Annotated in this window: 23 protein-coding genes; 15 read left to right on the top strand and 8 right to left on the bottom strand. The window is 70.1% G+C overall.

Annotated elements, in window-relative coordinates:
- From CLV54_RS13475 to CLV54_RS13450, 5 genes are all read left to right on the top strand, one after another.
- Window positions 1–432, top strand: a complete 432-nt coding sequence (locus CLV54_RS13475; RefSeq protein ID WP_100345543.1) for a cytidine deaminase — start codon at window positions 1–3, stop codon at window positions 430–432.
- Window positions 429–1736 (top strand): thymidine phosphorylase, encoded by a 1308-nt coding sequence (locus CLV54_RS13470; protein WP_100345472.1) that lies wholly within the window; start codon window positions 429–431, stop codon window positions 1734–1736. The genes CLV54_RS13475 and CLV54_RS13470 overlap by 4 nt, the downstream gene beginning before the upstream one ends.
- Before the next feature lie 307 nt (window positions 1737–2043).
- A complete protein-coding gene (locus CLV54_RS13460; RefSeq protein WP_170062003.1) occupies window positions 2044–3138 on the top strand; it encodes an adenosine deaminase in 1095 nt (364 codons plus the stop codon).
- A gap of 45 nt (window positions 3139–3183) precedes the next feature.
- Window positions 3184–3636 (top strand): PTS sugar transporter subunit IIA, encoded by a 453-nt coding sequence (locus CLV54_RS13455; protein WP_100345469.1) that lies wholly within the window; start codon window positions 3184–3186, stop codon window positions 3634–3636.
- A gap of 4 nt (window positions 3637–3640) precedes the next feature.
- On the top strand, window positions 3641–3913 hold the full coding sequence (locus tag CLV54_RS13450) for a PTS sugar transporter subunit IIB (protein WP_100345468.1): 273 nt from the start codon (window positions 3641–3643) through the stop codon (window positions 3911–3913).
- 87 nt (window positions 3914–4000) lie between these two features.
- Here CLV54_RS13450 and CLV54_RS13445 read toward each other — a convergent pair whose 3' ends face one another.
- Window positions 4001–5740 (bottom strand): phospho-sugar mutase, encoded by a 1740-nt coding sequence (locus CLV54_RS13445; protein WP_425430282.1) that lies wholly within the window; start codon window positions 5738–5740, stop codon window positions 4001–4003.
- Window positions 5737–6570, bottom strand: a complete 834-nt coding sequence (locus CLV54_RS13440; protein ID WP_100345467.1) for a purine-nucleoside phosphorylase — start codon at window positions 6568–6570, stop codon at window positions 5737–5739. Before CLV54_RS13440 ends, CLV54_RS13445 begins: the two co-directional genes overlap by 4 nt.
- 109 nt (window positions 6571–6679) lie before the next feature.
- Here CLV54_RS13440 and CLV54_RS13435 point away from each other — a divergent pair, with 109 nt between their 5' ends.
- Entirely contained in the window at window positions 6680–8116 is a 1437-nt protein-coding gene (locus tag CLV54_RS13435; protein WP_100345466.1) for an NAD(P)H-quinone dehydrogenase, read from the top strand.
- Window positions 8117–8321: 205 nt separating this feature from the next.
- On the opposite strand, the gene CLV54_RS13430 is transcribed toward CLV54_RS13435, so the two are convergent.
- Window positions 8322–10097, bottom strand: coding sequence for an acetyl/propionyl/methylcrotonyl-CoA carboxylase subunit alpha (locus tag CLV54_RS13430; protein WP_100345465.1), 1776 nt, complete (start codon window positions 10095–10097; stop codon window positions 8322–8324).
- A 109-nt stretch (window positions 10098–10206) separates the two neighbouring features.
- Window positions 10207–10842, bottom strand: a complete 636-nt coding sequence (locus CLV54_RS13425) for a Maf family protein (RefSeq protein ID WP_100345464.1) — start codon at window positions 10840–10842, stop codon at window positions 10207–10209.
- 65 nt (window positions 10843–10907) lie between these two features.
- Between CLV54_RS13425 and CLV54_RS13420 the strand changes: the two genes are divergently transcribed.
- From CLV54_RS13420 to CLV54_RS13405, 4 genes are read left to right on the top strand one after another with little or no spacing between them, the layout of a single operon-like run.
- Window positions 10908–12188 carry a class I SAM-dependent RNA methyltransferase gene (locus tag CLV54_RS13420; protein ID WP_100345463.1) on the top strand — a complete coding sequence of 427 codons (1281 nt, stop codon included), beginning with the start codon at window positions 10908–10910 and terminating at the stop codon, window positions 12186–12188.
- Window positions 12189–12212: 24 nt separating this feature from the next.
- Window positions 12213–12896 (top strand): response regulator transcription factor, encoded by a 684-nt coding sequence (locus tag CLV54_RS13415; protein WP_100345462.1) that lies wholly within the window; start codon window positions 12213–12215, stop codon window positions 12894–12896.
- Complete coding sequence (locus tag CLV54_RS13410) at window positions 12883–14187, top strand: sensor histidine kinase (protein ID WP_157802971.1); 1305 nt, start codon at window positions 12883–12885, stop codon at window positions 14185–14187. The genes CLV54_RS13415 and CLV54_RS13410 overlap by 14 nt, the downstream gene beginning before the upstream one ends.
- Entirely contained in the window at window positions 14184–15197 is a 1014-nt protein-coding gene (locus CLV54_RS13405) for a hypothetical protein (protein WP_100345461.1), read from the top strand. Before CLV54_RS13410 ends, CLV54_RS13405 begins: the two co-directional genes overlap by 4 nt.
- Window positions 15198–15696: 499 nt before the next feature.
- Here the strand turns inward: CLV54_RS13405 and CLV54_RS13400 are convergent, their stop codons facing one another.
- Both CLV54_RS13400 and CLV54_RS13395 read right to left on the bottom strand, forming a co-directional pair.
- Window positions 15697–15915: an acyl-CoA carboxylase subunit epsilon gene (locus tag CLV54_RS13400; protein ID WP_100345460.1), complete on the bottom strand. Its 219-nt coding sequence runs from the start codon at window positions 15913–15915 to the stop codon at window positions 15697–15699.
- A 71-nt stretch (window positions 15916–15986) separates the two neighbouring features.
- On the bottom strand, window positions 15987–17597 hold the full coding sequence (locus tag CLV54_RS13395) for an acyl-CoA carboxylase subunit beta (protein ID WP_100345459.1): 1611 nt from the start codon (window positions 17595–17597) through the stop codon (window positions 15987–15989).
- Between the two features lie 217 nt (window positions 17598–17814).
- Here CLV54_RS13395 and CLV54_RS13390 point away from each other — a divergent pair, with 217 nt between their 5' ends.
- The gene (locus CLV54_RS13390) at window positions 17815–18675 is read left to right on the top strand and encodes a biotin--[acetyl-CoA-carboxylase] ligase (protein WP_100345458.1); all 861 of its coding nucleotides are present in this window, start codon (window positions 17815–17817) and stop codon (window positions 18673–18675) included.
- Window positions 18647–19216: a PH domain-containing protein gene (locus CLV54_RS13385; protein ID WP_245861717.1), complete on the top strand. Its 570-nt coding sequence runs from the start codon at window positions 18647–18649 to the stop codon at window positions 19214–19216. The genes CLV54_RS13390 and CLV54_RS13385 overlap by 29 nt, the downstream gene beginning before the upstream one ends.
- Here CLV54_RS13385 and CLV54_RS13380 read toward each other — a convergent pair.
- Complete coding sequence (locus tag CLV54_RS13380; RefSeq protein ID WP_100345457.1) at window positions 19184–19696, bottom strand: GtrA family protein; 513 nt, start codon at window positions 19694–19696, stop codon at window positions 19184–19186. The genes CLV54_RS13385 and CLV54_RS13380 overlap by 33 nt on opposite strands.
- Before the next feature lie 116 nt (window positions 19697–19812).
- Window positions 19813–20364, bottom strand: a complete 552-nt coding sequence (locus CLV54_RS13375) for a GtrA family protein (protein ID WP_100345456.1) — start codon at window positions 20362–20364, stop codon at window positions 19813–19815.
- A gap of 104 nt (window positions 20365–20468) precedes the next feature.
- Between CLV54_RS13375 and CLV54_RS13370 the strand changes: the two genes are divergently transcribed.
- The 3 genes from CLV54_RS13370 to CLV54_RS13360 are packed head-to-tail and all read left to right on the top strand — an operon-like array spanning window position 20469 to window position 23496.
- Window positions 20469–21605, top strand: coding sequence for a 5-(carboxyamino)imidazole ribonucleotide synthase (locus tag CLV54_RS13370; RefSeq protein ID WP_100345455.1), 1137 nt, complete (start codon window positions 20469–20471; stop codon window positions 21603–21605).
- Between the two features lie 17 nt (window positions 21606–21622).
- Window positions 21623–22135: a 5-(carboxyamino)imidazole ribonucleotide mutase gene (purE, locus tag CLV54_RS13365; RefSeq protein WP_100345539.1), complete on the top strand. Its 513-nt coding sequence runs from the start codon at window positions 21623–21625 to the stop codon at window positions 22133–22135.
- Window positions 22132–23496, top strand: a complete 1365-nt coding sequence (locus CLV54_RS13360; protein ID WP_245861716.1) for an LCP family protein — start codon at window positions 22132–22134, stop codon at window positions 23494–23496. The genes purE and CLV54_RS13360 overlap by 4 nt, the downstream gene beginning before the upstream one ends.
- The last annotated feature ends 105 nt before the right edge of the window (window positions 23497–23601 follow it).

Raw genomic sequence — 23601 nt, 5'->3', positions numbered from 1 at the left:
ATGAGTGAACTTCCCTCGGCGTCGGGCGAGATCGACTGGGGTCGGCTGCGGGATGCCGCGGCCGAGGCGATGGGCAAGGCCTACGCCCCGTACTCGAACTTCCCGGTCGGCGCCGCCGCGCTCGTCACCGACGGCCGCGTCATCGCCGGCTGCAACGTCGAGAACGCGTCGTACGGGGTCACGCTGTGCGCCGAGTGCTCCCTCGTCTCGGCGCTGCACATGTCGGGCGGCGGCCAGCTCGTCGCCTTCACGTGCGTCGACGGCCACGGCAACATCCTGATGCCCTGCGGCCGGTGCCGTCAGCTGCTCTTCGAGCACGCCGTTCCGGGGATGATGCTCGAGACCGTCTCGGGCATCCGTACGATCGACGAGGTCCTGCCCGACGCCTTCGGGCCGCGCACCCTCGGGGAATACCGGAGTGAACCGCAGTGAGCGAAGCACAGAGCGTTGAGGCCTTCGACGTCGTCGACCTCATCCGCAGCAAGCGTGACAGGAACGAGCTGAGCACGGCGCAGATCGACTGGCTCGTCGACGCCTACACCCGCGGCTACGTGGCCGAGGAGCAGATGGCCGCCATGACCATGGCGATCTTCCTCAACGGCATGGACCGCCGGGAGATCCGCGACCTGACCCTCGCGATGATCGCGAGCGGCGAGCGGATGAACTTCGACGGCCTCGGCAAGCGCACGGTCGACAAGCACTCGACGGGCGGGGTGGGCGACAAGATCACCCTTCCGCTCATGCCTCTCGTCGCGACCTTCGGGGTCGCGGTGCCGCAGCTCTCGGGGCGCGGCCTCGGCCACACGGGCGGAACCCTCGACAAGCTCGAGAGCATCCCGGGCTGGCGTGCGAACCTCAGCAACGACGAGATGTTCGCCCAGCTCCGCGACGAGGGCGGCGTCATCTGCGCGGCCGGGAGCGGCCTCGCACCCGCCGACGGCAAGCTCTACGCCCTGCGCGACATCACGGGCACCGTCGAGGCGATCCCGCTCATCGCCTCGTCGATCATGAGCAAGAAGATCGCTGAGGGCACCTCGGCGCTCGTGCTCGACGTCAAGTTCGGCTCGGGCGCCTTCCTCACCGACATCGAGCGATCCCGCGAGCTCGCGCGCACGATGGTCGACCTCGGCAACGACGCCGGCGTCGCCACGACCGCGCTCCTGACGAACATGAACGTTCCGCTCGGCCTCGCGATCGGCAACGCCAACGAGGTGCGCGAGTCGATCGAGGTGCTCGCCGGGGGAGGGCCCGCGGATGTCGTCGCGCTCACGATCGCGCTCGCCCGCGAGATGCTCACCCTCGCCGGACAGCCCGACGCCGACGTCGAGGCCGCCCTCGCCGACGGCCGTGCGATGGACACCTGGCGCCGCGTCATCCGTGCACAGGGCGGAGACCCGGATGCCGCGCTGCCCGTCGCCCGCGAGACCCACACCGTCGTCGCCGACCGCGACGGCGTGCTCGTTCAGCAGGACGCCCTGCCCTTCGGCATAGCGGCCTGGCGCCTGGGCGCCGGCCGTGCCCGCAAGCAGGACCCCGTGCAGCACGCCGCGGGCATCGACCTGCTCGCGAAGCCGGGCGACACCGTCCGCGCCGGCCAGCCGCTCTTCACCCTGAGCGCCGACGAGCCCGCCCGCTTCGCGCGGGCGCTCGAGTCGGTCGAGGGGGCCTGGCGCATCGGCGACCCCGGCGAGCCCGTGCTCGACGGCGGCCCGCTCGTCGCCGAGCGGGTCAGCTGATCTCGCCCGCCTGAGACCGAGCCGCCTCGCAACCCGGCTCACTCTCACTCTCACTCTCACTCTCACTCAAAACGACGGACTTTTCATCCGGAATGCGCCTGAACGGCCCGGAACGGGGCGAAAACGGCGGTATCTCCGTCGTTTTGAGTAGGGCGATGAGTAGGGCGAGGGAGAGAGGGCGGATGTCGCCGCCCGAGGCCATGTCGCCGGGAGGCGCGGTGCGATAGCTTGGGTGAGGCGCATCCACCGGTGCGTCGAGCACAGTCTCGAGGAGCACGACGTGACCACGACAACGGACGACTACTTCATGGCCGGCGGCGGCCCCAACATCACGGCACTGCCCAAGGTCTCGCTCCACGACCATCTCGACGGCGGTCTGCGCCCGCAGACGATCGTCGAGCTCGCCGACGCGGTGGGCCTCGAGCTTCCCGAGACCGACTCCGATGCCCTGGGCCAGTGGTTCGAGGAGCAGTCCAACTCGGGCTCGCTCGTCGAGTACCTCAAGACCTTCGACATCACGACCGGGGTCATGCAGACATCCGACGGGCTCGTGCGCGTCGCCCGCGAGTTCGTGCAGGATCTCGCCGACGACGGCGTCATCTACGGTGAGATCCGCTGGGCGCCCGAGCAGCACCTCACGCGCGGCCTGAGCCTCGACGAGACCGTGGAGGCCGTGCAGGAGGGCATCGAGGCCGGCATCGCGGATGTCGCGGCGCAGGGCGGCAGCATCCGCATCGGGCAGCTCGTGAGCGCCATGCGGCACGCCGACCGTGCTCTCGAGATCGCCGAGCTGGCCGTGCGCCACCGTGGCAACGGCGTGGTCGGCTTCGACATCGCCGGCCCGGAGGCGGGCTTCGCGCCCAGCCGTCACCGTGCGGCCTTCGACTACCTTGCGAGCAAGTTCTTCCCCGCGACCGTGCACGCCGGCGAGGCCGACGGGCTGCAGAGCATCACGAGCGCGCTCATCGACGGACGAGCCCTGCGGCTCGGCCACGGCGTGCGGCTGGCCGAGGACATCCAGGTGGAGCGCGAAGACGACGAGGGCACCTACGTGACCCTCGGCGCCCTCAGCCAGTGGGTCAAGGATCGCGAGATCGTGCTCGAGACGAGCCCCTCCTCGAACCTGCAGACGGGCGCCATCGAGGCCTGGGGCGACGACATCCTCGACCACCCCTTCGACCTGCTCTACCAGCTCGGCTTCCGGGTGACCGTCAACACCGACAACCGCCTGATGAGCGGAACGAGCCTGAGCCGCGAGCTCGCCATCCTGAGCGACGCCTTCGGCTACGACCTCGTCGATCTGGAGACCTTCCAGCTCAACGCGGCCGCGGGAGCATTCCTGCCGCTCGAAGACCGAGAGGACCTTGCTGACGCAATCTCAGCAGGCTTTGAGCAAGCCTAGGGTTAACTGGAGAGCCTCACCCACCCCACCGAAGACGGGCTATCCATGACGCTGCCGCCGCTCCCGGATTCCGCCGTCGTCCTGGGCGCCCAGGCGGAGGACTGGGTGGCCGCGGTGCGGCTCGCCGGCGACGCGCTCGAGCGGTCGGGAGCCACCGGCCCGGGCTACAACGAGCGCATGCTCGAGGTCATCGAGGAGTTCGGCGCCTACATCGTCATCGCGCCGGGGCTCGCCCTCGCGCACGCCCGGCCCGGTCCCGACGTCTTCGCCGACGGGCTCTCGGTGGTGACCCTCGCCGAGCCGGTCGCGTTCGGCCACCCCCACAACGACCCGGTGAGCGTCGTCATCGGCCTCGCGGTCACGACGACCGACCAGCACGTGACGAGCGTCGCGGGTCTCGCCAACGTCTTCAACGACGCCGCCGCGATACCGCAGCTCGCGGCGGCGCAGACGACGGCAGACGTGACGACGTTGATCGACAGAGGGCGCGTAGCCTAGAACCATGAAGATCGTGGCGATTTGCGGGGCGGGCGTCGGGACCTCGGCGATCCTCAAGGTCAACGCCGAGCGCGCGCTCGAACGCCTCGACATCGAGGCGGAGGTGACGGCGGCGGATGTCGCGAGCGTAAGGCTCGTCGCGGCAGACGCGCAGGTCATCCTCACGAGCGCCGAGCTCGTCGGCGCGATCGGCCAGACCAACGCCGACGTCGTGGTGATCGACAACTACTTCGACCTCGAGGAGCTCACGGCGAAGCTCGACGCCGCGCTCGGCTGATTCCGCGCCCGGCCCCTCCGCGCCCGGCCCCTCCGCGCCCGGCACCTCCGTGCCCGGGCCCCTCCGCTACAGCACGGTCGTCAGGAGCTACAGGGCGGTCAGGGCCCGCATGCCCTCGGCGAGGCGCGTGACGGCCGCCTCGGCCACCGCCTGCCGCTCGAGGGCGGAACCCTCGGTGCTGCTCGAATCGATGTAGATCTTGAGCTTCGGCTCGGTGCCGCTCGGGCGCACCATCACCCGAGAGCCGTCGGCCAGCCGGATGCGCAGCACGTCGCTCGGCGGCAGGCCCTCGAAGCCGTCGCTCAGGTCGTCGATGCGGAGCACAGCGGTGCCGCCCACCGAGGCCGGCGGCTCGGCCCGCAGGCGCGACATGATGCGGCCGATGTCGCCCTGGTCGTCGACCCGCAACGAGATCTGGTCCGAGGCGAAGTGACCGAAGCGCTCGGTGAAGCTCGTGAGCTGGTCGGCGATCGTGCGGCCCTCGGCGGCGAGCCCGGTCGCGAGGTCGAGGAACGCCATCGCGGCGGAGATGCCGTCTTTGTCGCGCACGGTCTGCGGGTTCACGAGGTAGCCGAGCGCCTCCTCGTAGCCGTAGACGAGGCCGGGGGCGCGGGAGACCCACTTGAAGCCCGTGAGGGTGTCGGCGAAGTCGAGCCCGTACTCGGCCGCGACGGCCGCGAGGGCGGGGGAGGAGACGATCGAGCAGGCGAGGGTGCCCGTGGCCCCGCCGTCGCCCGATGCGAGGGCTGTGCGGGCCGCCTGCTCGGCGGCGCGCCAGCCGAGCAGCGAGCCGACCTCGTTGCCGCTGAGCCGCCGGTAGCCGGACTCCTGGCCCGGGTCGGGGATGGCGACGGCGAGCCGGTCGGCGTCGGGGTCGTTGGCGATCACGAGGTCTGCGCCCGCCGCGCGCGCGGCCTCGAAGGAGAGGTCCATGGCGCCGGGCTCCTCGGGGTTGGGGAACGAGACCGTGGGGAACGCGGCATCCGGCTCGATCTGCGCGGCGACGGTCGTGGGGATGCCGAAGCCCGCGCGCTGCAGGACCTTGCGCATCGTCTCCCAGCCGACACCGTGCATGGCCGTGTAGACGACGGAGAGCTCACCGCGGGTGGCGCCCGAATCGGCCACCCGGGCGGTCGCCTCGACGTAGGCGTCGACGATCGACTCGTCGGCGTGCTCGTAGTCGCTCGAGCGGGGGAGCTCGGCGACCGAGAGCTCGGCGGCGACCCGCAGGATGTGGGCGGCGATCTCGCCGTCGGCGGGCGGCACGATCTGCGAGCCGTCGTCGTCTCCGCCGAGGTAGACCTTGTAGCCGTTGTCGTTGGGCGGATTGTGCGAGGCGGTCACCATGACCCCGGCGCTCGCGCCCAGCTCGCGTACGGCGAAGGCGAGCACGGGGGTCGGCAGCAGCCGGGGCAGCAGGATCGCGCGGATGCCGGCACCGGCCATGATCTCGGCCGTGTCGCTCGCGAAGACCTGCGAGTTCTTGCGGCCGTCGTAGCCGATCACGACCGAGGGCTGCCGAACGCCGTGTGCCCGCTCGAGCAGGTAGGCGGCGAGACCCGCGGCGGCCTGGCCGACGAGCACGCGGTTCATGCGGTTGGGGCCGGCCGCGATCTCGCCGCGGAGGCCTGCCGTGCCGAAGGCGAGCCGCTCGTCGAAGCGGGCGTGCAGCTCCTGGGTGGCACCCGGGTCGCCCGCCTCGGAGCGGTCGACGAGGTCGCGGAGCTCGGCGCGGGTCTCGGGGTCGGGATCCTGCGCGAGCCAGGCCCGGGCGCTGTCGAGGAGATCGTCGCCCACCGCGCCGTCGCTCACGGCCTCGTCGCTCACAGCACGGCCACGATTCGTGCGAGGAGGGCGCTGATCACCGGCTCGGCCAGCTGCCCGGCCTCGATGACCTCGGCATGGCTGAGCGGCTCCTTCTGGATGCCGGCGGCGAGGTTGGTGATGAGCGACATGCCGAGGATCTCCATGCCGGCCTGCCGGGCGGCGATCGCCTCGAGCGCCGTCGACATGCCCACGATGTGGCCGCCGATGGCCTTCGCCATCTGCACCTCGGCCGGGGTCTCGTAGTGCGGTCCGCGGAACTGGCAGTAGACGCCGCTGTCGAGCTGCGGGTCGACGCCGAGCGCGAGCTCGCGCAGCCGGCTCGAATAGAGGTCGGTGAGGTCGATGAAGGTCGCGCCTTCGAGCGGGGAGTCGGCCGTGAGGTTGATGTGGTCGCTGATGAGCACGGGGGTGCCGGGCGTCCAGTGCTCCTTGATGCCCCCCGCGCCGTTGGTGAGGATCATCGTCGTGGCGCCGGCCGCGGCCGCCGTGCGCACGCTGTGCACGACCCGGCGCACTCCGTGGCCCTCGTAGTAGTGCGTGCGCGCGCCGATCACGAGCGCCCGCTTGCCGGTCGGCAGCAGGATGGAGCGGATCGACCCCACGTGCCCGGCGAGGGCCGGTGCGCTGAACCCGACGAGCTCGGTCGCGGGGATCGTCGCCGTGGTCTCGCCGATGAGGTCGGCGGCCTTGCCCCAGCCGCTGCCGAGGGTGAGGGCGATGTCGTGCCGCTCGACGCCCGTGAGCTCGGCGATCTGTGCGGCGGCGTCCCGGGCGATGCCGAACGGGTCTGCGTCCGGGTCGTCGAGCGGATTGAGGTTCGAATTCGACATCTCGACAGTCTAGTGAGATCGGCCTGCGCGATGCCCGGCCGGGTGCGGCATCCGCGTACACGCTCTGTTCGTTTTGGGTGCCCGCCCGCGCTGCGCGAGAATGGGGACCATGTCTTACGAGTTCGAGCGCAAACAGAGGATCGCTGTACTCGGGGGCGGCCCCGGCGGCTACGAGGCGGCGATCGCGGGCGCACAGCTCGGTGCCGACGTGACGCTCGTCGAGCGGGTCGGGGTGGGCGGCTCGGCCGTCATCACCGATGTCGTGCCCTCGAAGACCCTCATCGCCACGGCCGAGGCCACCAACGCCATCCGCGAGGCGAGCGACCTCGGCGTGCAGTTCTTCAGCCGCTCGGAGTCGGGCAAGCCCGTGCGCCCCGAGGTCGCGGTCAACCTCGGCGCCGTGAACAAGCGGCTCCTCGGCCTCGCGCGCCAGCAGTCGGAGGACATGCGCTCGAACCTCATCCGCGCCGGTGTGCGCATCGTCGCCGGCGAGGGCCGGCTCGACGGCACGAACGGGCTCATCGTCTCGACGGCGCCCGGAGGACAGGGAACCGACTTCGACCAGATCGAGGCCGACACGATCGTCGTCTCGGTGGGTGCGAGCCCGCGTGTCCTCGACTCCGCGAAGCCCGACGGCGAACGCATCATGACCTGGACCCAGCTCTACGACCTCGAGACCATCCCCGAGCACCTCATCGTCGTGGGCTCGGGCGTCACGGGCGCCGAGTTCGCCTCCGCCTACCGGGCCCTCGGCTCGAAGGTCACGCTCATCTCGAGCCGTGACCAGGTGCTGCCCGGCGAGGACGCCGACGCGGCGGCCGTCATCGAGAACGTCTTCAAGCGCAACGGCATGACCGTGCTGTCGAAGTCCCGCGCCGAGTCGGTCGTGCGCACCGAGGACGGCGTCGTCGCGACGCTCTCGGACGGGCGCACGGTCGAGGGCAGCCACTGCCTCATGGCGGTCGGCTCCATCCCGAACACGGCGGGGATCGGGCTGGAGGAGGCGGGCGTGCAGCTCACCGAGTCCGGTCACATCCGGGTCAACCGTGTCGCGCGCACCTCGATGCCGAACATCTACGCGGCCGGCGACTGCACGAGCTCGCTGCCCCTGGCATCCGTCGCCTCGATGCAGGGCCGCACGGCCGTCTTCCATGCCCTCGGCGACGCCGTGAACCCGATCGAGCTGCGCAACGTCGCCGCCAACATCTTCACGCAGCCCGAGATCGCGACGATCGGCTGGACGCAGCTGCAGATCGAGGAGGGCATCGCCCAGGGCGACATCTACAAGCTGCCGCTCTCGTCGAACCCGCGGGCCAAGATGATGGGCATCAAAGACGGCTTCGTGAAGCTCTTCGCCCGCACGGGCAGCGGAACGGTCATCGGCGGCGTCATCGTGGCCCCGAAGGCGAGCGAGCTCATCTTCCCGCTCGCGCTCGCGGTGGAGCAGCGGCTCACGGTCGACCAGGTCGCCCGGGCCTTCACGGTCTACCCCTCGCTCTCCGGCTCCATCACGGATGCCGCGCGGGCGATGCACATCGTGCTCTGAGGCTGTTCGCCCCCGCCGTCGCCATTCCTCCCCGGCGCGACCCGAATGCAGGAGTTCGTCTGGTCAGGGCCCCGAGAACGAGGCCTGTCCGGCCGGATGCGGTGAGATCTCCTGCATGTGGGAGTGTGGCGAAGCCGGCGGAAGACCATCGGACAGGGGGCGAGCCGAGAGGGCTCGAACGGATGACGCGGCGAGAGGGCCCGCGTCAGCTCGCGATCGTGAGCAGCAGGTGACCCGACGACACCGTCGCGCCGACCGAGGCGTGGATCGCGCCGACGACACCGTCTTTGTGGGCCGTGAGCGGCTGCTCCATCTTCATGGCCTCGAGCACGAGCACGAGGTCGCCCTTGACGACACGATCGCCCTCGGCGACGGCGAGCTTGACCACGGTCGCCTGCATGGGCGCCTTGACCTCGTCGCCCGTGGCCGTGACGACCTGGCCGCCTCCGCTGCGGCGCCGGGGGGCGGCACCCGCGCTCGTGGCGCTCGTGCCGGCCGATGAGCTCGACAGCAGCCTCGCGGGCAGGCTCACCTCGACGCGCTTGCCGCCCACCTCGACGACGACCGTGTTGCGGGCCTCGGGGCCCTCGACGGCGCTCTGCACGCCGCTCCAGGGTTCGGCGGGGTTGACGTACTCGGTCTCGATCCAGCGCGTGTAGACGCCGAAGGGTTCGCCGTCGGCGGGTGCGAAGGCCGGGTTGTTCACGATGTCGCGGTGGAAGGGCAGCACGGTCGGAAGGCCCGCGACCTCGAACTCCTCGAGCGCGCGACGCGAGCGCTCGAGCGCCTCCTCGCGGGTCGCGCCCGTGACGATGAGCTTGGCGATGAGGGAGTCGAAGGCCCCCGAGATCACGTCGCCGGCCTGAACGCCGCTGTCGACGCGGATGCCGGGGCCGCCCGGCGCCTTGAACACGTGGATGGGCCCGGGGGCGGGCATGAAGTTCATGCCGGGGTCTTCGCCGTTGATGCGGAACTCGAAGGAGTGGCCGGTGGGCGCGGGATCCGGGTAGTCGATGCTGCCGCCCTCTGCGATGCGGAACTGCTCGCGCACGAGGTCGATGCCCGTGACCTCCTCGGAGACCGGGTGCTCGACCTGGAGGCGTGTGTTGACCTCGAGGAAGGAGACGGTGCCGTCGGTGCCGATGAGGAACTCGCAGGTTCCGGCGCCCACGTAGCCGACCTCGGCGAGGATCGCCTTCGAGGCCCGGTAGAGCTCCGCGTTCTGCTCGGCGCTCAGGTACGGCGCCGGGGCCTCCTCGACGAGCTTCTGGTGGCGGCGCTGGAGGGAGCAGTCGCGCGTCGAGACGACGACGACGTTGCCGTGGGAGTCGGCGAGGCACTGGGTCTCGACGTGACGGGGCTTGTCGAGGTACTTCTCGACGAAGCACTCGCCGCGGCCGAAGGCGGCGATGGCCTCGCGCGTCGCAGACTCGAAGAGCTCGGGCACCTCCTCGCGGGTGCGCGCGACCTTGAGCCCGCGCCCCCCGCCGCCGAACGCCGCCTTGATGGCGACGGGCAGGCCGTGCACGTCGACGAAATCGAGCACCTCCGCGGCATCCGCGACGGGGTTGAGGGTTCCGGGGGCCAGCGGGGCGCCGACCTTCTCGGCGACGTGGCGGGCGGAGACCTTGTCGCCCAGGCGCTCGATGGCCTCGGGCGACGGCCCGATCCAGATGAGCCCGGCGCCGAGAACGGCACGCGCGAAGTCGGCGTTCTCGGCGAGGAAGCCGTAGCCCGGGTGCACGGCGTCCGCGCCGGATCGGCGGGCGATCGAGAGCAGCTTGTCGATCACGAGGTAGGTCTCGGCGCTCGTTGTGCCGTCGAGCGCGTAGGCCTCGTCAGCGAGGCGGGAGTGGAGGGCGTCGCGATCCTGGTCGGCGTAGACGGCGACCGATGCGATGCCGCTGTCTCGGGCGGCGCGGATCACGCGGACGGCGATTTCGCCTCGGTTGGCGATGAGAACCTTGGATATACGAGACACAAGCATCAAGCCTATTGCCCTGCTAGGCCTCGAATTTGGTTCCTGCTGACAAAAAACAGCCTCAAAGCCGTTTGAATGCCTACAAGAGGTGTGCGCAGGATGTCGCGGCTCAGCGGTTCCAGAGCTCGGGCCACTCGACGCCCAGCTCACCCGCGAGCTCCCGCAGCAGGGGCAGCGAGAGGCCGACGACGGTGTGCGGGTCACCCTCGATCGAGCGGATGAAGGCACCGCCGCGGGCGTCGATCGTGAACGCGCCCGCCACCTCGAGGGGCTCGCCGGTCGCGATGTAGGCGTCGATCTCGTGCTCGCTCGGCGAGGCGAAGTGCACGGTCGCCCGCGAGCTCGCGCCGACGGCGTGGCGCGCACTGCCGCCGCGGTGGTCGATGAGCCAGTGCCCCGAGTGCAGCTCGCCGCTGCGGCCGCGCTGGGCCAGCCAGCGCTCGCGGGCCCGCTCCGGGGTGTGCGGCTTGCCGTAGATGACGCCGTCGAGCACGAACGCCGAGTCCCCGCCGAGGATGAGCCCGTCGATCGGCTCGCCCGCGACCTCCGTGCCGACGACCGCCTCCGCCTTCGCCTGGGCGAGCAGCTGCACCATGGCGGGCGCGTCGAGCGGGCCGTGCTCGCGTTCGGCGGCCTCGACGGCGGCCGTCTCGTCGACCCCCGGCGAGATCGCGATCGGCTCGATGCCGGCCGCGCGCAGCGTCGCGAGACGTGCCGGTGAGGTCGATGCCAGGTAGAGGCGCATTGTTCTCCTTCGCCGGGACCGCGCACGCCGCAGCCGCGTGCGACGTGGTGTGCGATGCTCGATGGATGGCTGAGACACACGAAGCGCCCGCCGCCCCCGTCGAGCTCGAGATTACCAACGTAGCCCACGGCGGCGTCTTCGTCGCCCGTCACGAGGGCAGGGTCGTCTTCGTGAGCGACACCGTTCCCGGCGAGCGGGTGCTCGTGAGCATCACGGATGACTCGCACACGAGCTTCTGGCGGGCCGAGACGCTCAGCGTGCTCGAGCCCTCGGCCCACCGCCGGCCGCACGTCTGGCCGGCCGCTTCGATCGAGAGGGCGCCTGAGCTGCGCGCGGGCGGCGCCGAGTTCGGGCACATCGCCCTTGCGCACCAGCGCGAGCTCAAACGGCAGGTGCTCGCCGACGCCTTCTCGCGGATGGCGGGCGTCGAGACCGACGTCACCGTCGAGGCGCTCGGCGACGACGAGCAGCGCGAGGGCACCGGCTGGCGCACCCGCGTGAAGCTCCACGTCTCCGACGACGGCGAGCTGGGGCCGTATGCGGCGCGCTCGCACCGGGTCATCCCCGTCGAGGAGCTGCCCCTCGCCGGCGACGCGGTCGCCGAGGCCGCCCCGCTCGGGCAGCGTTTCGCCGGAGCGGAGTCCGTCGACGTCGTCGGGCCGGCCGACGGCTCCGTGCACGTGCTCGTGAACGACGCCGCTCGGCCCACGTCGCAGCGCGCGCAGGAACGGCGCCCCATCGTCGAGACCGTGGGCGGCCGCGGCTTCCGCCTCGACGCACGCGGGTTCTGGCAGGTGCACCGGCTCGCGGCATCCACCCTCACGGATGCCGTGCAGTCGGCGGTCGACGAGTCGCTCTTCGACGCCGCGGCCGCCAACCTCGACCTGTACGGGGGAGTGGGGCTGCTCGCGGCCGCGCTCGGCGACCGCTTCGGCGACGGCGTGCGGATGACCTCGGTGGAGAGCGACGCGAGGGCCACCGACGACGCCTCCGAGAACCTGGCCGACTGGCTGGGCGCCCAGGCCGTCACGGCGCGGGTCGACCGCTACCTGCAGCAGCTCGAGCGCACCGCGACGGCCGGCGACCGCAATCGCCTGCGGGCGGCGACCGTGATCCTCGATCCGCCGCGCTCGGGCGCGGGCAAGGCCGTCGTGGCCTCGCTCGGGCGTCTCGCGCCCGCCCAGCTCGTGTACGTCGCCTGCGACCCGGTCGCACTCGCCCGCGACGTCGCTCTCTTCGCGCCCTACGGCTACACGGTCGCGTCGCTGCGCGCCTTCGACCTCTTCCCCAACACTCACCACGTCGAGGCCGTGGCACTGCTGACTCGGGAGCCCGCCGCTCGCTAGCATGGGCAGTGGAGAAGGAGGCCAATGAGCGAGAAGGCCGAAGCCACCGGTGTCACCGTCGCGATCGTCGACGATCACGAGTCGGTGCGACTGGGACTCACCGCTGCGTGCGTCGACGCGGGCTACGAGGTCGTGACCACCGCATCGACGGCGGCGGAGCTCGTGAGCGCGCTCGCCGGGCGCACGATCGACGTGATCGTCCTCGATCTCTCGCTCGGCGACGGCTCGAGCGTCACCGACAACGTCAAGGCCGCGCTCGACACCGGAGCCGCCGTGCTCGTGCACAGCATCGCCGACCGGGTCGCGAGCGTGCGCGAGGCGCTCGCCGCGGGGGCCGCCGGGGTCATCCCGAAGTCGTCGCCCACGACGACCGTCATGGCCGCCATCGCCACGGTCGCACGCGGCGACGTGCTCAACAACCTCGAATGGGCGACCGCGATCGACGCCGACCGCGAGTTCGCCAAGGCGCAGCTGGGCCGGCGCGAACGCGACGTGCTCCACCTCTACGCCTCCGGGCTCCCGCTCAAGCTCGTGGCCGGTCAGCTCGGCATCGCCCATTCGACAGCCCGCGAGTACCTCGACCGGATCCGCGTGAAGTACGTCGAGGTCGGCCGCCCGGCGCCGACGAAGGTCGACCTGCTGCGTCGTGCCGTGGAGGACGGCATCCTGCCTGGTCTCGACCACGACCAGGCCAATGGCCGGCCCTAGCGCGCCCTCCGAGGTACGGCGGCCCCGCAACCCCATCAGCAGGGCGCAGATCGAGACCGCGCTCTCCCTCTCCGTCGGAATCTTCGGCGTCGGCTACGGAGCGCTGACCCTCACCGCGATGGTGAGCCAGCTCCCCAGCCTGCGCGAGCCGTGGGCCGCGGTCTTGAACATCGCCATCTTCGGCGGCCTGCTGATCGCCGGCCTCGCGAGCCTGCTGCGAGCCGGCGTGAAGGTCGCGAACGGCTACGTCGCGATCGCCTACCTGCTCGCGATCATCTGCTGGCCGCTCGTCGTGGCCGATCCGACCGTCGCGGCCGAGTCGAAGCCCTGGCTCTGGTACCTGTGCACGGTCGCCACGGCGTGCGCCGTCATCGCCTTCCCCGTCACCTGGGCGGCCGTCTACACCTTCGTGACGCCCGCGGCCTACGGGGTGCTGCGCCTGCTGCCGGCCGGCGGGGGCGTCGACCCGCTCCTGGCGACGCTGGATGCCGCGTACGCCATGATCCTGGGCGGCACCGCCCTCGTCATCGCGACGATGCTCAGGCAGGCCGCCGCGGCCGTCGACGACGCCCAGGGCACCGCTCTCGACCGCTACACGATCGCGGTGCGCCAGCACGCCACGGAGCTCGAGCGCGTGCAGGTCGACTCGATCGTGCACGACAGCGTGCTCACGACCTTCCTCTCGGCCGCGAGCGCCCGCACCCCCGAGGCCCGCGCTCTCGCCGCGCAGATGGCGTCCGACGCGATGGCGCACCTGAGCGCCGCCGACGACCGCGGCGCGGGCGACACCGACGAGACCGTGCGCGTCGATCTCATCGGCCGCAGGCTCCAGGCCACGGCCTCCTCGCTCGCGACGCCGTTCGAGGTCACGATGGAGACGCTCTCGCGTGCCACCATGCCGCTCACGGCCGCGGACGCGATCTACTCGGCGGCGGTGCAGGCCATGGTGAACAGCATCCAGCACGCGGGCGTGGAGGGCCGCGACATCCGGCGCACGGTTCATGTGGCACGGGACGGGGGCGGCGCGGGCCTCCTGGTGCGGGTCGCCGACGACGGCGCGGGCTTCGACCCCGATCGTGTGCCGTCCGGACGGCTGGGGCTGAGGGTGTCGATCCAGGAGCGGGTCGCGAACACGGGCGGTCTCGTCGTGGTCGAGTCGGCGCCCGGCCGGGGCACGGTCGTCACGATGAGCTGGCCCGACCCTCTGGCGATCACGAACGCGAGCCGCCTGGCGGCCGCCGAGCTGCCGCCGCTCGGCCTCGGCGGCGACTCGGGGACGATCGCCGAATGATCGCCGTTCCCCGCGCGCTCATCCTCGGACTCGGGGCGCTCTTCTCCGCGTACCACATCGTTCTCGGCCTCTACTCGATCCAGACGCCCGATTCGCCGTATCCGGCGCTCGTGGCGATGGTCGTCTACGCGGTCGCCACCACGCTGAGCCTGTGGCCGAGCAGCCCGCTGCGGATGTCGCTCTGGCTCGCCGCCTTCAACGTCGCGGTCGCCGTCGCGCTGCCGCTGCTCGTGACGAGCCAGCTCGACAGCTCGGTGACCGACGGCTATGCGACTTGGGAGGTCGCCGCGGTCGGCACGCTCATGACCATCACGGCGATCCGCCGCCGCCAGTCGTTCGCCTGGGCGGGGATCGTGCTGCTCTCTGTGCAGACCTGGGTCTGGGCCGGCCCGCTCGCGCTCGTCTCGATCGGCGTCCTGGGCTCGGCGGTCTGGGTCGGCACGGCGCACGTGCTCACACGGGCGCTCGCCAAGGCCGCTCGCGACACCCGGCAGTTCGCGCTCGCCGAGCGGGAGGCCGCCGAGTGGCAGGCGGCGCAGGAGGCCCACGTCAACGAACGGCAGTGGCGGCTCGAGCAGACCGATCGGATGGCCGCGCCCATGCTGCGCCGCATCGCCCTCAGCGGCGGCAACCTGAGCGAGGCCGAACGGCAGGAGTGCCGGTATCTCGAGGCGGCGATCCGCGACGAGATCCGAGGCCGATCGCTGCTCAACGACGACGTGCGGCGGGAGATCATGGCCGCCCGACGCCGGGGCACCGTCGTGACCCTGCTCGACGAGGGCGGTCTCGACGAGCTCGAGGGCGAACAGCGCGACCGGGTGCTCGGCCGACTCGCCCATGCCATCCACGACACGCAGACCGAGAAGATCATCGCGCGCACGGTTCAGGGCGACTCGCCCGTCGCGATCACCGTGGTGGGGCTCAGCACGGTCGACGAGGGCAACGCGAGCGCGCTGGGCCAGGACGACTCGGAGGACGAGGTCGACCTCTGGCTGGAGATCCCGCGCTGATCCGCGGTGACGGCGTGCGCCGGCGTGGCGACGAATGAGTCGCGGAAGCAGTTGTCGGGAGGGGGAGCGGAACCCGGGCGCTCGCCTCAACGAAATAGAGGGCCGGCGTGAGCCGGCCCTCTATCGAAAACCCCGAGTCAGGGCGACAACCCGAATATCACCCTGACTCGCCCCCAAAACATTCGCCTGCTTACCCTAGTCGGCGAATGATTGGCGGTGTAACTCTTCTAAGAGAGACACACCTAGCACTATATATATTGCAGCACCCGGCGTGGGGACACTAGTCATCATTTGAGAGGACACAGGGGGACACTTTCCGAGGAACTTCCGCCTGTTTCCGGGGAAGTCGAGGTTTTGGGAAGAAAAAAACCCGCAAAAAAGGGGTACATTTTCGTCTCTCTGCACAGAAGGTCCGTGAGGATGCCTCAAAACCATGGAATTGCACCGTGCGAGCTTCGGAATCAGTTGTCAGCCTGGGATTTTGGGGTCGCACGCCGGTTCAGGCCGAGAAGCCTCGCCAGCGTCCCTCGCCGGCCACGATCGTGGTGCGGATGGCCCGCTGACTGCGCGACCACGCGCTCGGGGCGGCCGCACGCCGAGGCGACCGCGCTGCCTCCTCCTCGATCGCCGCGCCGAGCACGGCCGTCACAGCGGCGAGCTCGTCGGCCGTCACGCCGCGGCTGATCACACGCAGCTCGCTGAGATCGGTGCCGTCCATCGTTCCATCCACTTCCGTGTACCTCGGGGGTCTGTTGTCGGAGCCCGTGCTCGGGGTCTGCCGTGCTCCCGCTAGAGCGGGATGTTGCCGTGCTTCTTGGGCGGCAGCGAGGCGCGCTTCGTCTTGAGCGCTCGCAGCGCCTTGATGACGGCGACGCGCGTGGCGGCCGGCTCGATGACGCCGTCCAGCTCGCCCCGTTCCGCGGCGAGGAAGGGGCTGGCGACGTTGTAGGTGTACTCGTTCGCCAGGCGGGTGCGAACGGCCGCGACATCCTCGCCTGCGGCCTCCGCGGCCTTGATCTCGTTGCGGTAGAGGATGTTGACGGCGCCCTGGCCGCCCATCACGGCGATCTCGGCGGTCGGCCAGGCCAGGTTGATGTCGGCGCCGAGCTGCTTCGACCCCATGACGATGTAGGCCCCGCCGTACGCCTTGCGCAGGATGATCGTCACGAGAGGCACGGTCGCCTCGGCGTAGGCGTAGAGCAGCTTGGCCCCGCGGCGGATGACGCCCGTCCACTCCTGGTCGGTTCCCGGCAGGTAGCCCGGCACGTCGACGAGGGTGAGGATGGGGATCGAGAAGGCGTCGCAGAACCGCACGAAACGCGAGGCCTTCTCGCCCGCGTCGATGTTGAGCGTTCCGGCCATGGCGTTCGGCTGGTTGGCGATGATGCCGATCGAGCGGCCTTCGAGACGCGCGAAGCCGATCACGATGTTCGGTGCGAAGAGGGGCTGCACCTCGAGGAACTCCCCGTCGTCGACGAGGCTCTCGATCGCGATCCTCATGTCGTACGGCTGGTTCGGGGAGTCCGGGATGAGGGTGTTGAGCTTACGGTCGGCGTCGGTGATCTCGAGCTCGACCTCGCTCGCGAAGACGGGCAGCTCGGCGAGGTTGTTGTCGGGCAGGAAGCCGAGCAGAGTGCGCGCGTAGTCGAGCGCGTCGTCCTCGTCGCTCGCGAGGTAGTGCGAGACGCCGGAGACCTGGTTGTGGGTGAGGGCCCCGCCGAGCTCCTCGAAGCCGACATCCTCGCCCGTGACCGTCTTGATGACGTCGGGGCCGGTGACGAACATGTGGCTCGTCTTGTCGACCATGATGACGAAGTCGGTGAGGGCGGGGGAGTAGACCGCGCCGCCGGCGGCCGGGCCCATGATGATCGAGATCTGCGGGATGACGCCCGAGGCCGCCGTGTTGAGACGGAAGATCTCGCCGTACTTGCCGAGTGCGACGACGCCCTCCTGGATGCGCGCGCCGCCCGAGTCGAGGATGCCGATGATGGGCACGCCCGTCCTGATGGCGAGCTGCATGACCTTGATGATCTTCTCGCCGGCGACCTCGCCGAGCGAGCCGCCGAAGATCGTGAAGTCCTGCGAGTAGACGGCGACCTGGCGGCCGTGGATGGTGCCCGTGCCGGTGACGACGGCGTCGCCGTAGGGCCGCTTCTTCTCCATGCCGAAGGCGTGGGTGCGGTGGCGCACGAACTCGTCGAGCTCGACGAAGGAGCCGTGGTCGAGCAGCTCCTCGATCCGCTCGCGCGCCGTCTTCTTGCCTTTGGCGTGCTGCTTCTCGACCGCGGCCAGACCGCTCGCCGTCACGGCTTCGTGGTAGCGGTCCTTCAGATCGGCGAGCTTGCCCGCTGTTGTGAACGGGTCGTGCGAGGTCGTGGGTTCGTCGGTCACGCGGTTCACTCTACCGTCCAGCACTATCGCCCTACCGTTGACGGATTCCTACAACTCTGCCCCCGCGCCTTGTTCCCCCTCCGAACTCAAAACGACGGAGATCGTGCTCGTACGGGGCGGTTTGTGGTGTTTGGGGGCCGTTTGGCGCGGAATCTCCGTCGTTGTGAGGAGCGTGTGAGGAGTGGTGAGAGGCGAGCGGGTGCGGGGCCGGTGCGATAGTGGAGGCATGCGTTTGACGAGAAGTGCTGCCGAGGCGTCCGTGTTGCAGATCCTGCCCGAGGCCGGTTCGACGAACGACGAGCTGGTGGCGAGGGCGACGGGCCCGGATGCCGCGAGCTGGCCCGATTTCTCGGTGCTCGTCACCGACAACCAGACGCAGGGCCGAGGCCGGCTCGGCCGCAGCTGGACGGCGCCGCCGGGCGACTCGCTCGCGATCTCGCTGCTGCTGCGGCCGGTGACCGCAGCGGGCGGGCGGCTGCCGCTGCAGAGGTTCGGCTGGTTCCCGCTCATGGCGGGGCTCGCGATGAAGCGCGCGGTCGCCGCCGAGTTCGCGCGCGCGGGCACCCCGTCGGGCCGCACTGCGCCGGTGACGCTGAAGTGGCCGAACGACGTGCTCGTCGACGGGCGCAAGATCAGCGGCATCCTCTCGGAGCTCCTGCCGGAGGCCTCGGGCGTCGTGATCGGGGCCGGGGTCAACCTCACGCTCGGTCTCGACGACCGGCCGGTCGACACGGCCACCTCCTTCTTGCTCGAGGGTGTGCCCGAGCCCGCCGCGGACGAGCTGCTCGCCGGCTACCTGCGGGAGCTCAGGAGTCTCTACGAGCGCTTCGTCGCAACCGACGGCAGCCCTTCTCACAGCGGCGTGCTGCAGGAGGTCAACGACAACTGCGACACCGTGGGTCAGCAGGTGCGGGTCGAGCTGCCCTCCGGCGCGGTCGTGACGGGCCGCGCCGAGCTCATCGATCAGGAGGGGCGCATCGTCATCGAGCCGGGCGGCAATGCGGCCCTTGTGGCTGTCGCCGCGGGGGATGTGACCCATCTCAGGGTATTAATGAGGGATGACCAACACGACGGGCGCGACGACTGACGGCATGCCGCCCGCCGGCCCGCCGCCCGAGCGCGTGGTCGCCCGGCTGCGGTCGCACGGGCGGGCGCTCTTCTGGCCGTCTCTCGTGCTCATCGCGGCGTGCGGCATCCTGGGCTACGTCGGGGGGCGCCTCCCGGAGGGCTGGCAGAACCTCGCCGTACTGACCGGCGCGATCCTCGTGGTGGTGCTGCTCTGGCTGCTGCCGCTGATCTTCTGGCTCAATCGCCGGTACACGATCACCACGCGCCGCATCATCCTGCGTCACGGCTTCTTCATCCGCACCCGGCAGGAGCTGCTGCACAGCAGGGGCTACGACGTGAGCGTGCGCCGCACCTGGCTGCAGAGCGCCTTCCGTTCGGGAGACGTGCGCATCAACGCCGGGCTCGAGCAGCCCATCGTGCTGCGCGACGTGCCGAACGCCGATCTCGTGCTGCGGGCGATCAACGACCTGATGGAGGCCAACCACAACCTCGTCGCGACGCACCTGCAGCAGGAGCGGTCGGCTCCCTCAGACGAGACCCGAATCTGGGGCGAGCGGTAGAGCCTCGGCCGGCGGCCGCAGCGTGCGGTGCTTGCGGTTCGGCGCGTACACCCAGTAGCGGTAGAGCACGAAGCGGAAGACGGCGCCGAGCCCGAGGCCTATGACGTTGGACGAGACGTTGTCGGCCCAGATCGAGGTGAAGTCGAGCAGGTAGTGGGTCACCCAGAGGCACAGGAGCGGGATGACCATGCCGACGACGCTCACCGCGAAGAACTCGATGCCCTCGCGCATGGTGTTCTTCTGCCGGTCTTTCGCGAACGTCCAGTACCGGTTGCCGATCCAGTTCGCGAAGATCGCGACGACGGTCGAGATGAACTTGGCGATGATCGGGCCCTCGTGCACGACCGACGGCGCGAGAACGGTCAGCCAGAGCACGTTGGAGATCACGACGTCGATGACCAGGCCGACGGCGCCCACGGCGCCGAACTTCAGGATCTGTCCGATAAGTGCCGACCAGCGGCTCGGGGTAACAGTGGTCATGCATCCAACCGGTTATGTGCTGAGGGACTCGAGGTTTTTCGGCAGTCTAACGCCCGCTGTCAATGCTCGGTCTGGGAGTTTTCCATCCGTTAACGTAGAGGACCCCGAACGGTCGGCTATGGAAGACGGGCGACATCTGCCGATGCGGAGGCGTCGTCTTCATAGATCGCCATGGCGGATGCCTCCGCCTCGCGGTTCTTGATCGCGGTGAGACCGTCTTTGCGGTGGTGCCCGTAGACCCAGTAGCGATACAGGAGGAAGCGGAAGGCGGTCGCGAGCATCAGCCCGATGACGTTGCGCGAGATGTTGTCGGCCAGCAGGGACGTGAAGCCGAAAACGTAGTGCGAGATGTACAGGCAGAGGAGGCCGATGCCGAGCCCGGCGATCGCGATGACCGTGAACTCGAAGAGCTCCAGCAGGTAGTTCTTGCGCCGGTGCTCGCGGAACGTCCAGTATCGGTTGCCGAACCAGGTGACGAGCGTCGAGCAGGCGACGGAGACGAACGTCGCGCCGATGGGCCCCTGGATGAAGTGGCCATGGCCGAGCACACCGAGACGCAGGAGGTTGAACACCCCGACGTCGACCGCGTAGCCGACGATGCCCACGACGCCGAACTTGAGCGCATACCGGATGAACCGCTCATAGACAGAGGTGAAAAAGCGCTTCACAGTGGTTGTCGGCTCCGTATGCTTGCGAATTCGCCCCGGCTCGTGGGCGTGTGCAATGTTACCGCGCGATCGGCGTCGTTCCGCCCTGTGGCTAGGCTGGAGGCGTGCAACCACGTATCGGAGTTCTCGGCGGCGGACAACTCGCGCGGATGATGATCCCACCCGCCGTCAACCTGGGCATCACTCTCGAGGTGCTCGCCGAGGCCCCCGGGATGTCGGCGGAGCTCGCCGCGCACGACGTCGGCGACTACCACGACCTCGACACCGTGCTCGCCTTCGCCCAGACGGTCGACGTGGTCACCTTCGACCACGAGCACGTGCCGCAGGCGATCCTGCGCGAGCTCGTGGCCCGCGGCATCCCCGTGCACCCGGGCCCTGACGCGCTGCTGTACGCGCAGGACAAACTGCTCATGCGCGCGCGCCTGAGCGAGCTCGGCCTGCCGGTGCCGGACTGGGCGAGCGTGGAGACGAGCGAGGAGCTCGGCGCCTTCCTCGCCTCCCACGGCGGCCGTGCGGTCGTCAAGACGGCGCGCGGCGGCTACGACGGCAAGGGCGTGCGCGTCGTGACGGCCGCGCACGAGGCCGACGACTGGTTCATCGCGCTCGCCGAGGACGGCAACGGGGGCGCTCTGCTCGTCGAGGAGCTCGTCGAGTTCCAGCGCGAGCTCGCGCAGCTCGTGGCCCGACGGCCTTCGGGCGAGCTCGCCGTGTGGCCGGTCGTCGAGACCGTGCAGCGTGGCGGGGTCTGTGCCGAGGTGCTCGCGCCCGCCCGCGACTCGGCCGGAAACGTCGCGACCATGGCCGCCGACATCGCGACCGCGATCGCGGAAGGACTCGGTGTGACGGGTGTCATGGCCGTCGAGCTCTTCCAGACCACTGATGAGCGCCTGCTCGTCAACGAGCTCGCCATGCGCCCGCACAACAGTGGGCACTGGACGATCGACGGCTCGACGACGAGCCAGTTCGAGCAGCACCTGCGCGCCGTGCTCGACCTGCCGCTCGGCGCGACGGGAACCCGCGACGACTGGTCGGTCATGGTGAACATCCTCGGCGGGCCGCAGACCGGCTCGATCGCCGACCGGTACCCTGCTGCGCTCGCGGCGCATCCGACCGTCAAGGTGCACGCCTACGGGAAAGAGCCGAGGCCGGGCCGCAAGGTGGGGCACGTGACCGCGACGGGTAACGATCTCGACGAGGTTGCCTATCAGGCGCGTGCCGCGGAGGCATTCTTTCAGGGCTGAGCTTTAGCATGGTCAGCATGCCTAACCAGCCCTTTTCCCCCCAACCGCTGGTCGGCGTCGTTATGGGATCCGACTCCGACTGGAGCGTCATGAGCGACGCCTCCCAGACTCTGCGCGAGTTCGACATCGCGCACGAGGTCGAGGTCGTGTCCGCCCATCGCACGCCCGAGAAGATGATCGCCTACGGCAGGAGCGCACGCGAGCGCGGCCTCAAGGTCATCATCGCGGGGGCGGGCGGCGCTGCCCACCTGCCGGGCATGCTCGCCGCCGTCACGACCCTCCCGGTCATCGGCGTCCCGGTTCCGCTCGCCCGTCTCGACGGCCTCGACAGCCTCCTCTCGATCGTGCAGATGCCCGCCGGCGTGCCCGTCGCGACCGTCTCGATCGGGGGAGCGAAGAACGCGGCGCTGCTCGCCGCGAAGATCCTCGGCACGGCGGACGACGCCCTCGCCGACAGGCTCGCCGATTACGCCGAGGGTCTCTCGGCCCTCGTCGAGCAGAAGAACAGGGATCTCCAGTCGCGACTATGAGCACAGTCGCAAGCCCGATCCGTTACCCCGACGCCCGCTCGGCTCACGTCATGACCCGGCGGGGGTGGTGGCTCGTCGTACTCAACTTCCTGATCCCCGGCTCGGCGCAGGTGCTCGCGGGAAGCCGCCGGATGGGCCGTTTCGGTCTCGGGATGACCCTCCTCCTCTGGGTCCTCGTCGTCGCGACGCTCGTCGTGTACCTGTTCTGGCCGACGGTCGTCTACACGGCCGCGACCAACTCGATCACCCTGTGGGTGGGCGCCCTCCTACTCCTCTTCTACGCGGTGCTCTGGATCGTGCTCACCCTCGACACGCTCCGGCTCGTGCGCATCATCAAGACCGCGCCGCGCGCCCGGTTCTGGATCGCGAGCCTCGCGACCGTGCTCATGGTGGTCACCTCCGGGGTCGCCGGCTACGGTGCCTACCTCGCCACGACCACGAGCACCTTCCTCAGCGACGTCTTCGTCGCCGGACCCTCCGAGCCTCCCGTCGACGGCCGGTACAACATCATGCTGCTCGGCGGCGACGCCGGGCCCGACCGCGACGGCCTGCGGCCCGACAGCATGTCGGTCGTGAGCATCGACGCGACCACGGGCGCCGCGACGATCATCGGCCTGCCGCGCGACCTCGAAGACAACCCCTTCCCGGCCGACTCGCCGCTCGCTGCCGTCTACCCCGAGGGCTACGGCTCGATCGACGGCTGCGAGGTCGACGTCTGCATGCTCAACTCGATCTACACAGAGGTGGAGCTCAAGAGCCCCGAGATGTACCCCGACGCGGTCGCGCAAGGCAGCGAGCCCGGCATCGAGGCGATGCGGGATGCCATGGAGGGCATCCTGAACATCACGATCCAGTACTACGTGCTCATCGACATGCAGGGCTTCTCCGACCTCATCGACTCGCTCGGCGGCGTCGACATCACCGTCACGGAGCGCGTCCCGCTCGGCGGTGACGAGAACCTCGAGGGCGTCGCCGAATGGTTCGAGCCCGGCCTGCAGCACATGGACGGCTACCACGCGATCTGGTACGCCCGGTCACGTCACGGCACGAGCGATTACGACCGGATGGCGCGGCAGCGCGTGCTGCAGGAGGCCGTTCTACAGCAGTTCAACCCCGCCAACGTGCTCTCCAAGTTCCAGGGCATCGCCACGGCGAGCTCGCAGGTCGTGAAGACGGATGTTCCGCAGAGCATGCTCGGCTACTTCGTCGATCTCGCGCTCAAGACGAAGGAGCTGCCGATCACCCAGATCGAGCTCGTGCCCCCGCTCGTCGACCCCGAGTACCCCGACTACCCGGCCATCCAGGCGATGGTCGCCCAGGCGCTCGCCCCGGCGACCGAGCCGCCCGCGCCGCAGCAGTAGCGGGGGCATGCTCCTGGGCGGAGTTGCTCAGCGTCGCGCATTCGTGCGTCGCGCATTCGTGCCGACTTGCGGCATCCCGCCGGGCGACTTGTGCCAAATGGTGCA

The sequence above is a fragment of the Compostimonas suwonensis genome, assembly GCF_002797855.1.
Taxonomy (GTDB): domain Bacteria; phylum Actinomycetota; class Actinomycetes; order Actinomycetales; family Microbacteriaceae; genus Compostimonas; species Compostimonas suwonensis.
This window is presented reverse-complemented; position numbering and strand designations above follow the sequence as displayed.

Excerpts from the sequence above, each read along its gene's own strand:
- CLV54_RS13380 (WP_100345457.1), bottom strand. The coding sequence starts at position 19,696 with ATGACCACTGTTACCCCGAGCCGCTGGTCGGCACTTATCGGACAGATC.
- CLV54_RS13385 (WP_245861717.1), top strand. The coding sequence starts at position 18,647 with ATGACCAACACGACGGGCGCGACGACTGACGGCATGCCGCCCGCCGGC.
- CLV54_RS13440 (WP_100345467.1), bottom strand. The coding sequence starts at position 6,570 with ATGTCGAATTCGAACCTCAATCCGCTCGACGACCCGGACGCAGACCCG.
- CLV54_RS13405 (WP_100345461.1), top strand. The coding sequence starts at position 14,184 with ATGATCGCCGTTCCCCGCGCGCTCATCCTCGGACTCGGGGCGCTCTTC.
- CLV54_RS13390 (WP_100345458.1), top strand. The coding sequence starts at position 17,815 with ATGCGTTTGACGAGAAGTGCTGCCGAGGCGTCCGTGTTGCAGATCCTG.
- CLV54_RS13400 (WP_100345460.1), bottom strand. The coding sequence starts at position 15,915 with ATGGACGGCACCGATCTCAGCGAGCTGCGTGTGATCAGCCGCGGCGTG.
- CLV54_RS13455 (WP_100345469.1), top strand. The coding sequence starts at position 3,184 with ATGACGCTGCCGCCGCTCCCGGATTCCGCCGTCGTCCTGGGCGCCCAG.
- CLV54_RS13450 (WP_100345468.1), top strand. The coding sequence starts at position 3,641 with ATGAAGATCGTGGCGATTTGCGGGGCGGGCGTCGGGACCTCGGCGATC.
- CLV54_RS13435 (WP_100345466.1), top strand. The coding sequence starts at position 6,680 with ATGTCTTACGAGTTCGAGCGCAAACAGAGGATCGCTGTACTCGGGGGC.
- CLV54_RS13415 (WP_100345462.1), top strand. The coding sequence starts at position 12,213 with ATGAGCGAGAAGGCCGAAGCCACCGGTGTCACCGTCGCGATCGTCGAC.
- CLV54_RS13360 (WP_245861716.1), top strand. The coding sequence starts at position 22,132 with ATGAGCACAGTCGCAAGCCCGATCCGTTACCCCGACGCCCGCTCGGCT.
- CLV54_RS13425 (WP_100345464.1), bottom strand. The coding sequence starts at position 10,842 with ATGCGCCTCTACCTGGCATCGACCTCACCGGCACGTCTCGCGACGCTG.
- purE (WP_100345539.1), top strand. The coding sequence starts at position 21,623 with ATGCCTAACCAGCCCTTTTCCCCCCAACCGCTGGTCGGCGTCGTTATG.
- CLV54_RS13410 (WP_157802971.1), top strand. The coding sequence starts at position 12,883 with ATGGCCGGCCCTAGCGCGCCCTCCGAGGTACGGCGGCCCCGCAACCCC.
- CLV54_RS13475 (WP_100345543.1), top strand. The coding sequence starts at position 1 with ATGAGTGAACTTCCCTCGGCGTCGGGCGAGATCGACTGGGGTCGGCTG.
- CLV54_RS13460 (WP_170062003.1), top strand. The coding sequence starts at position 2,044 with ATGGCCGGCGGCGGCCCCAACATCACGGCACTGCCCAAGGTCTCGCTC.
- CLV54_RS13420 (WP_100345463.1), top strand. The coding sequence starts at position 10,908 with ATGGCTGAGACACACGAAGCGCCCGCCGCCCCCGTCGAGCTCGAGATT.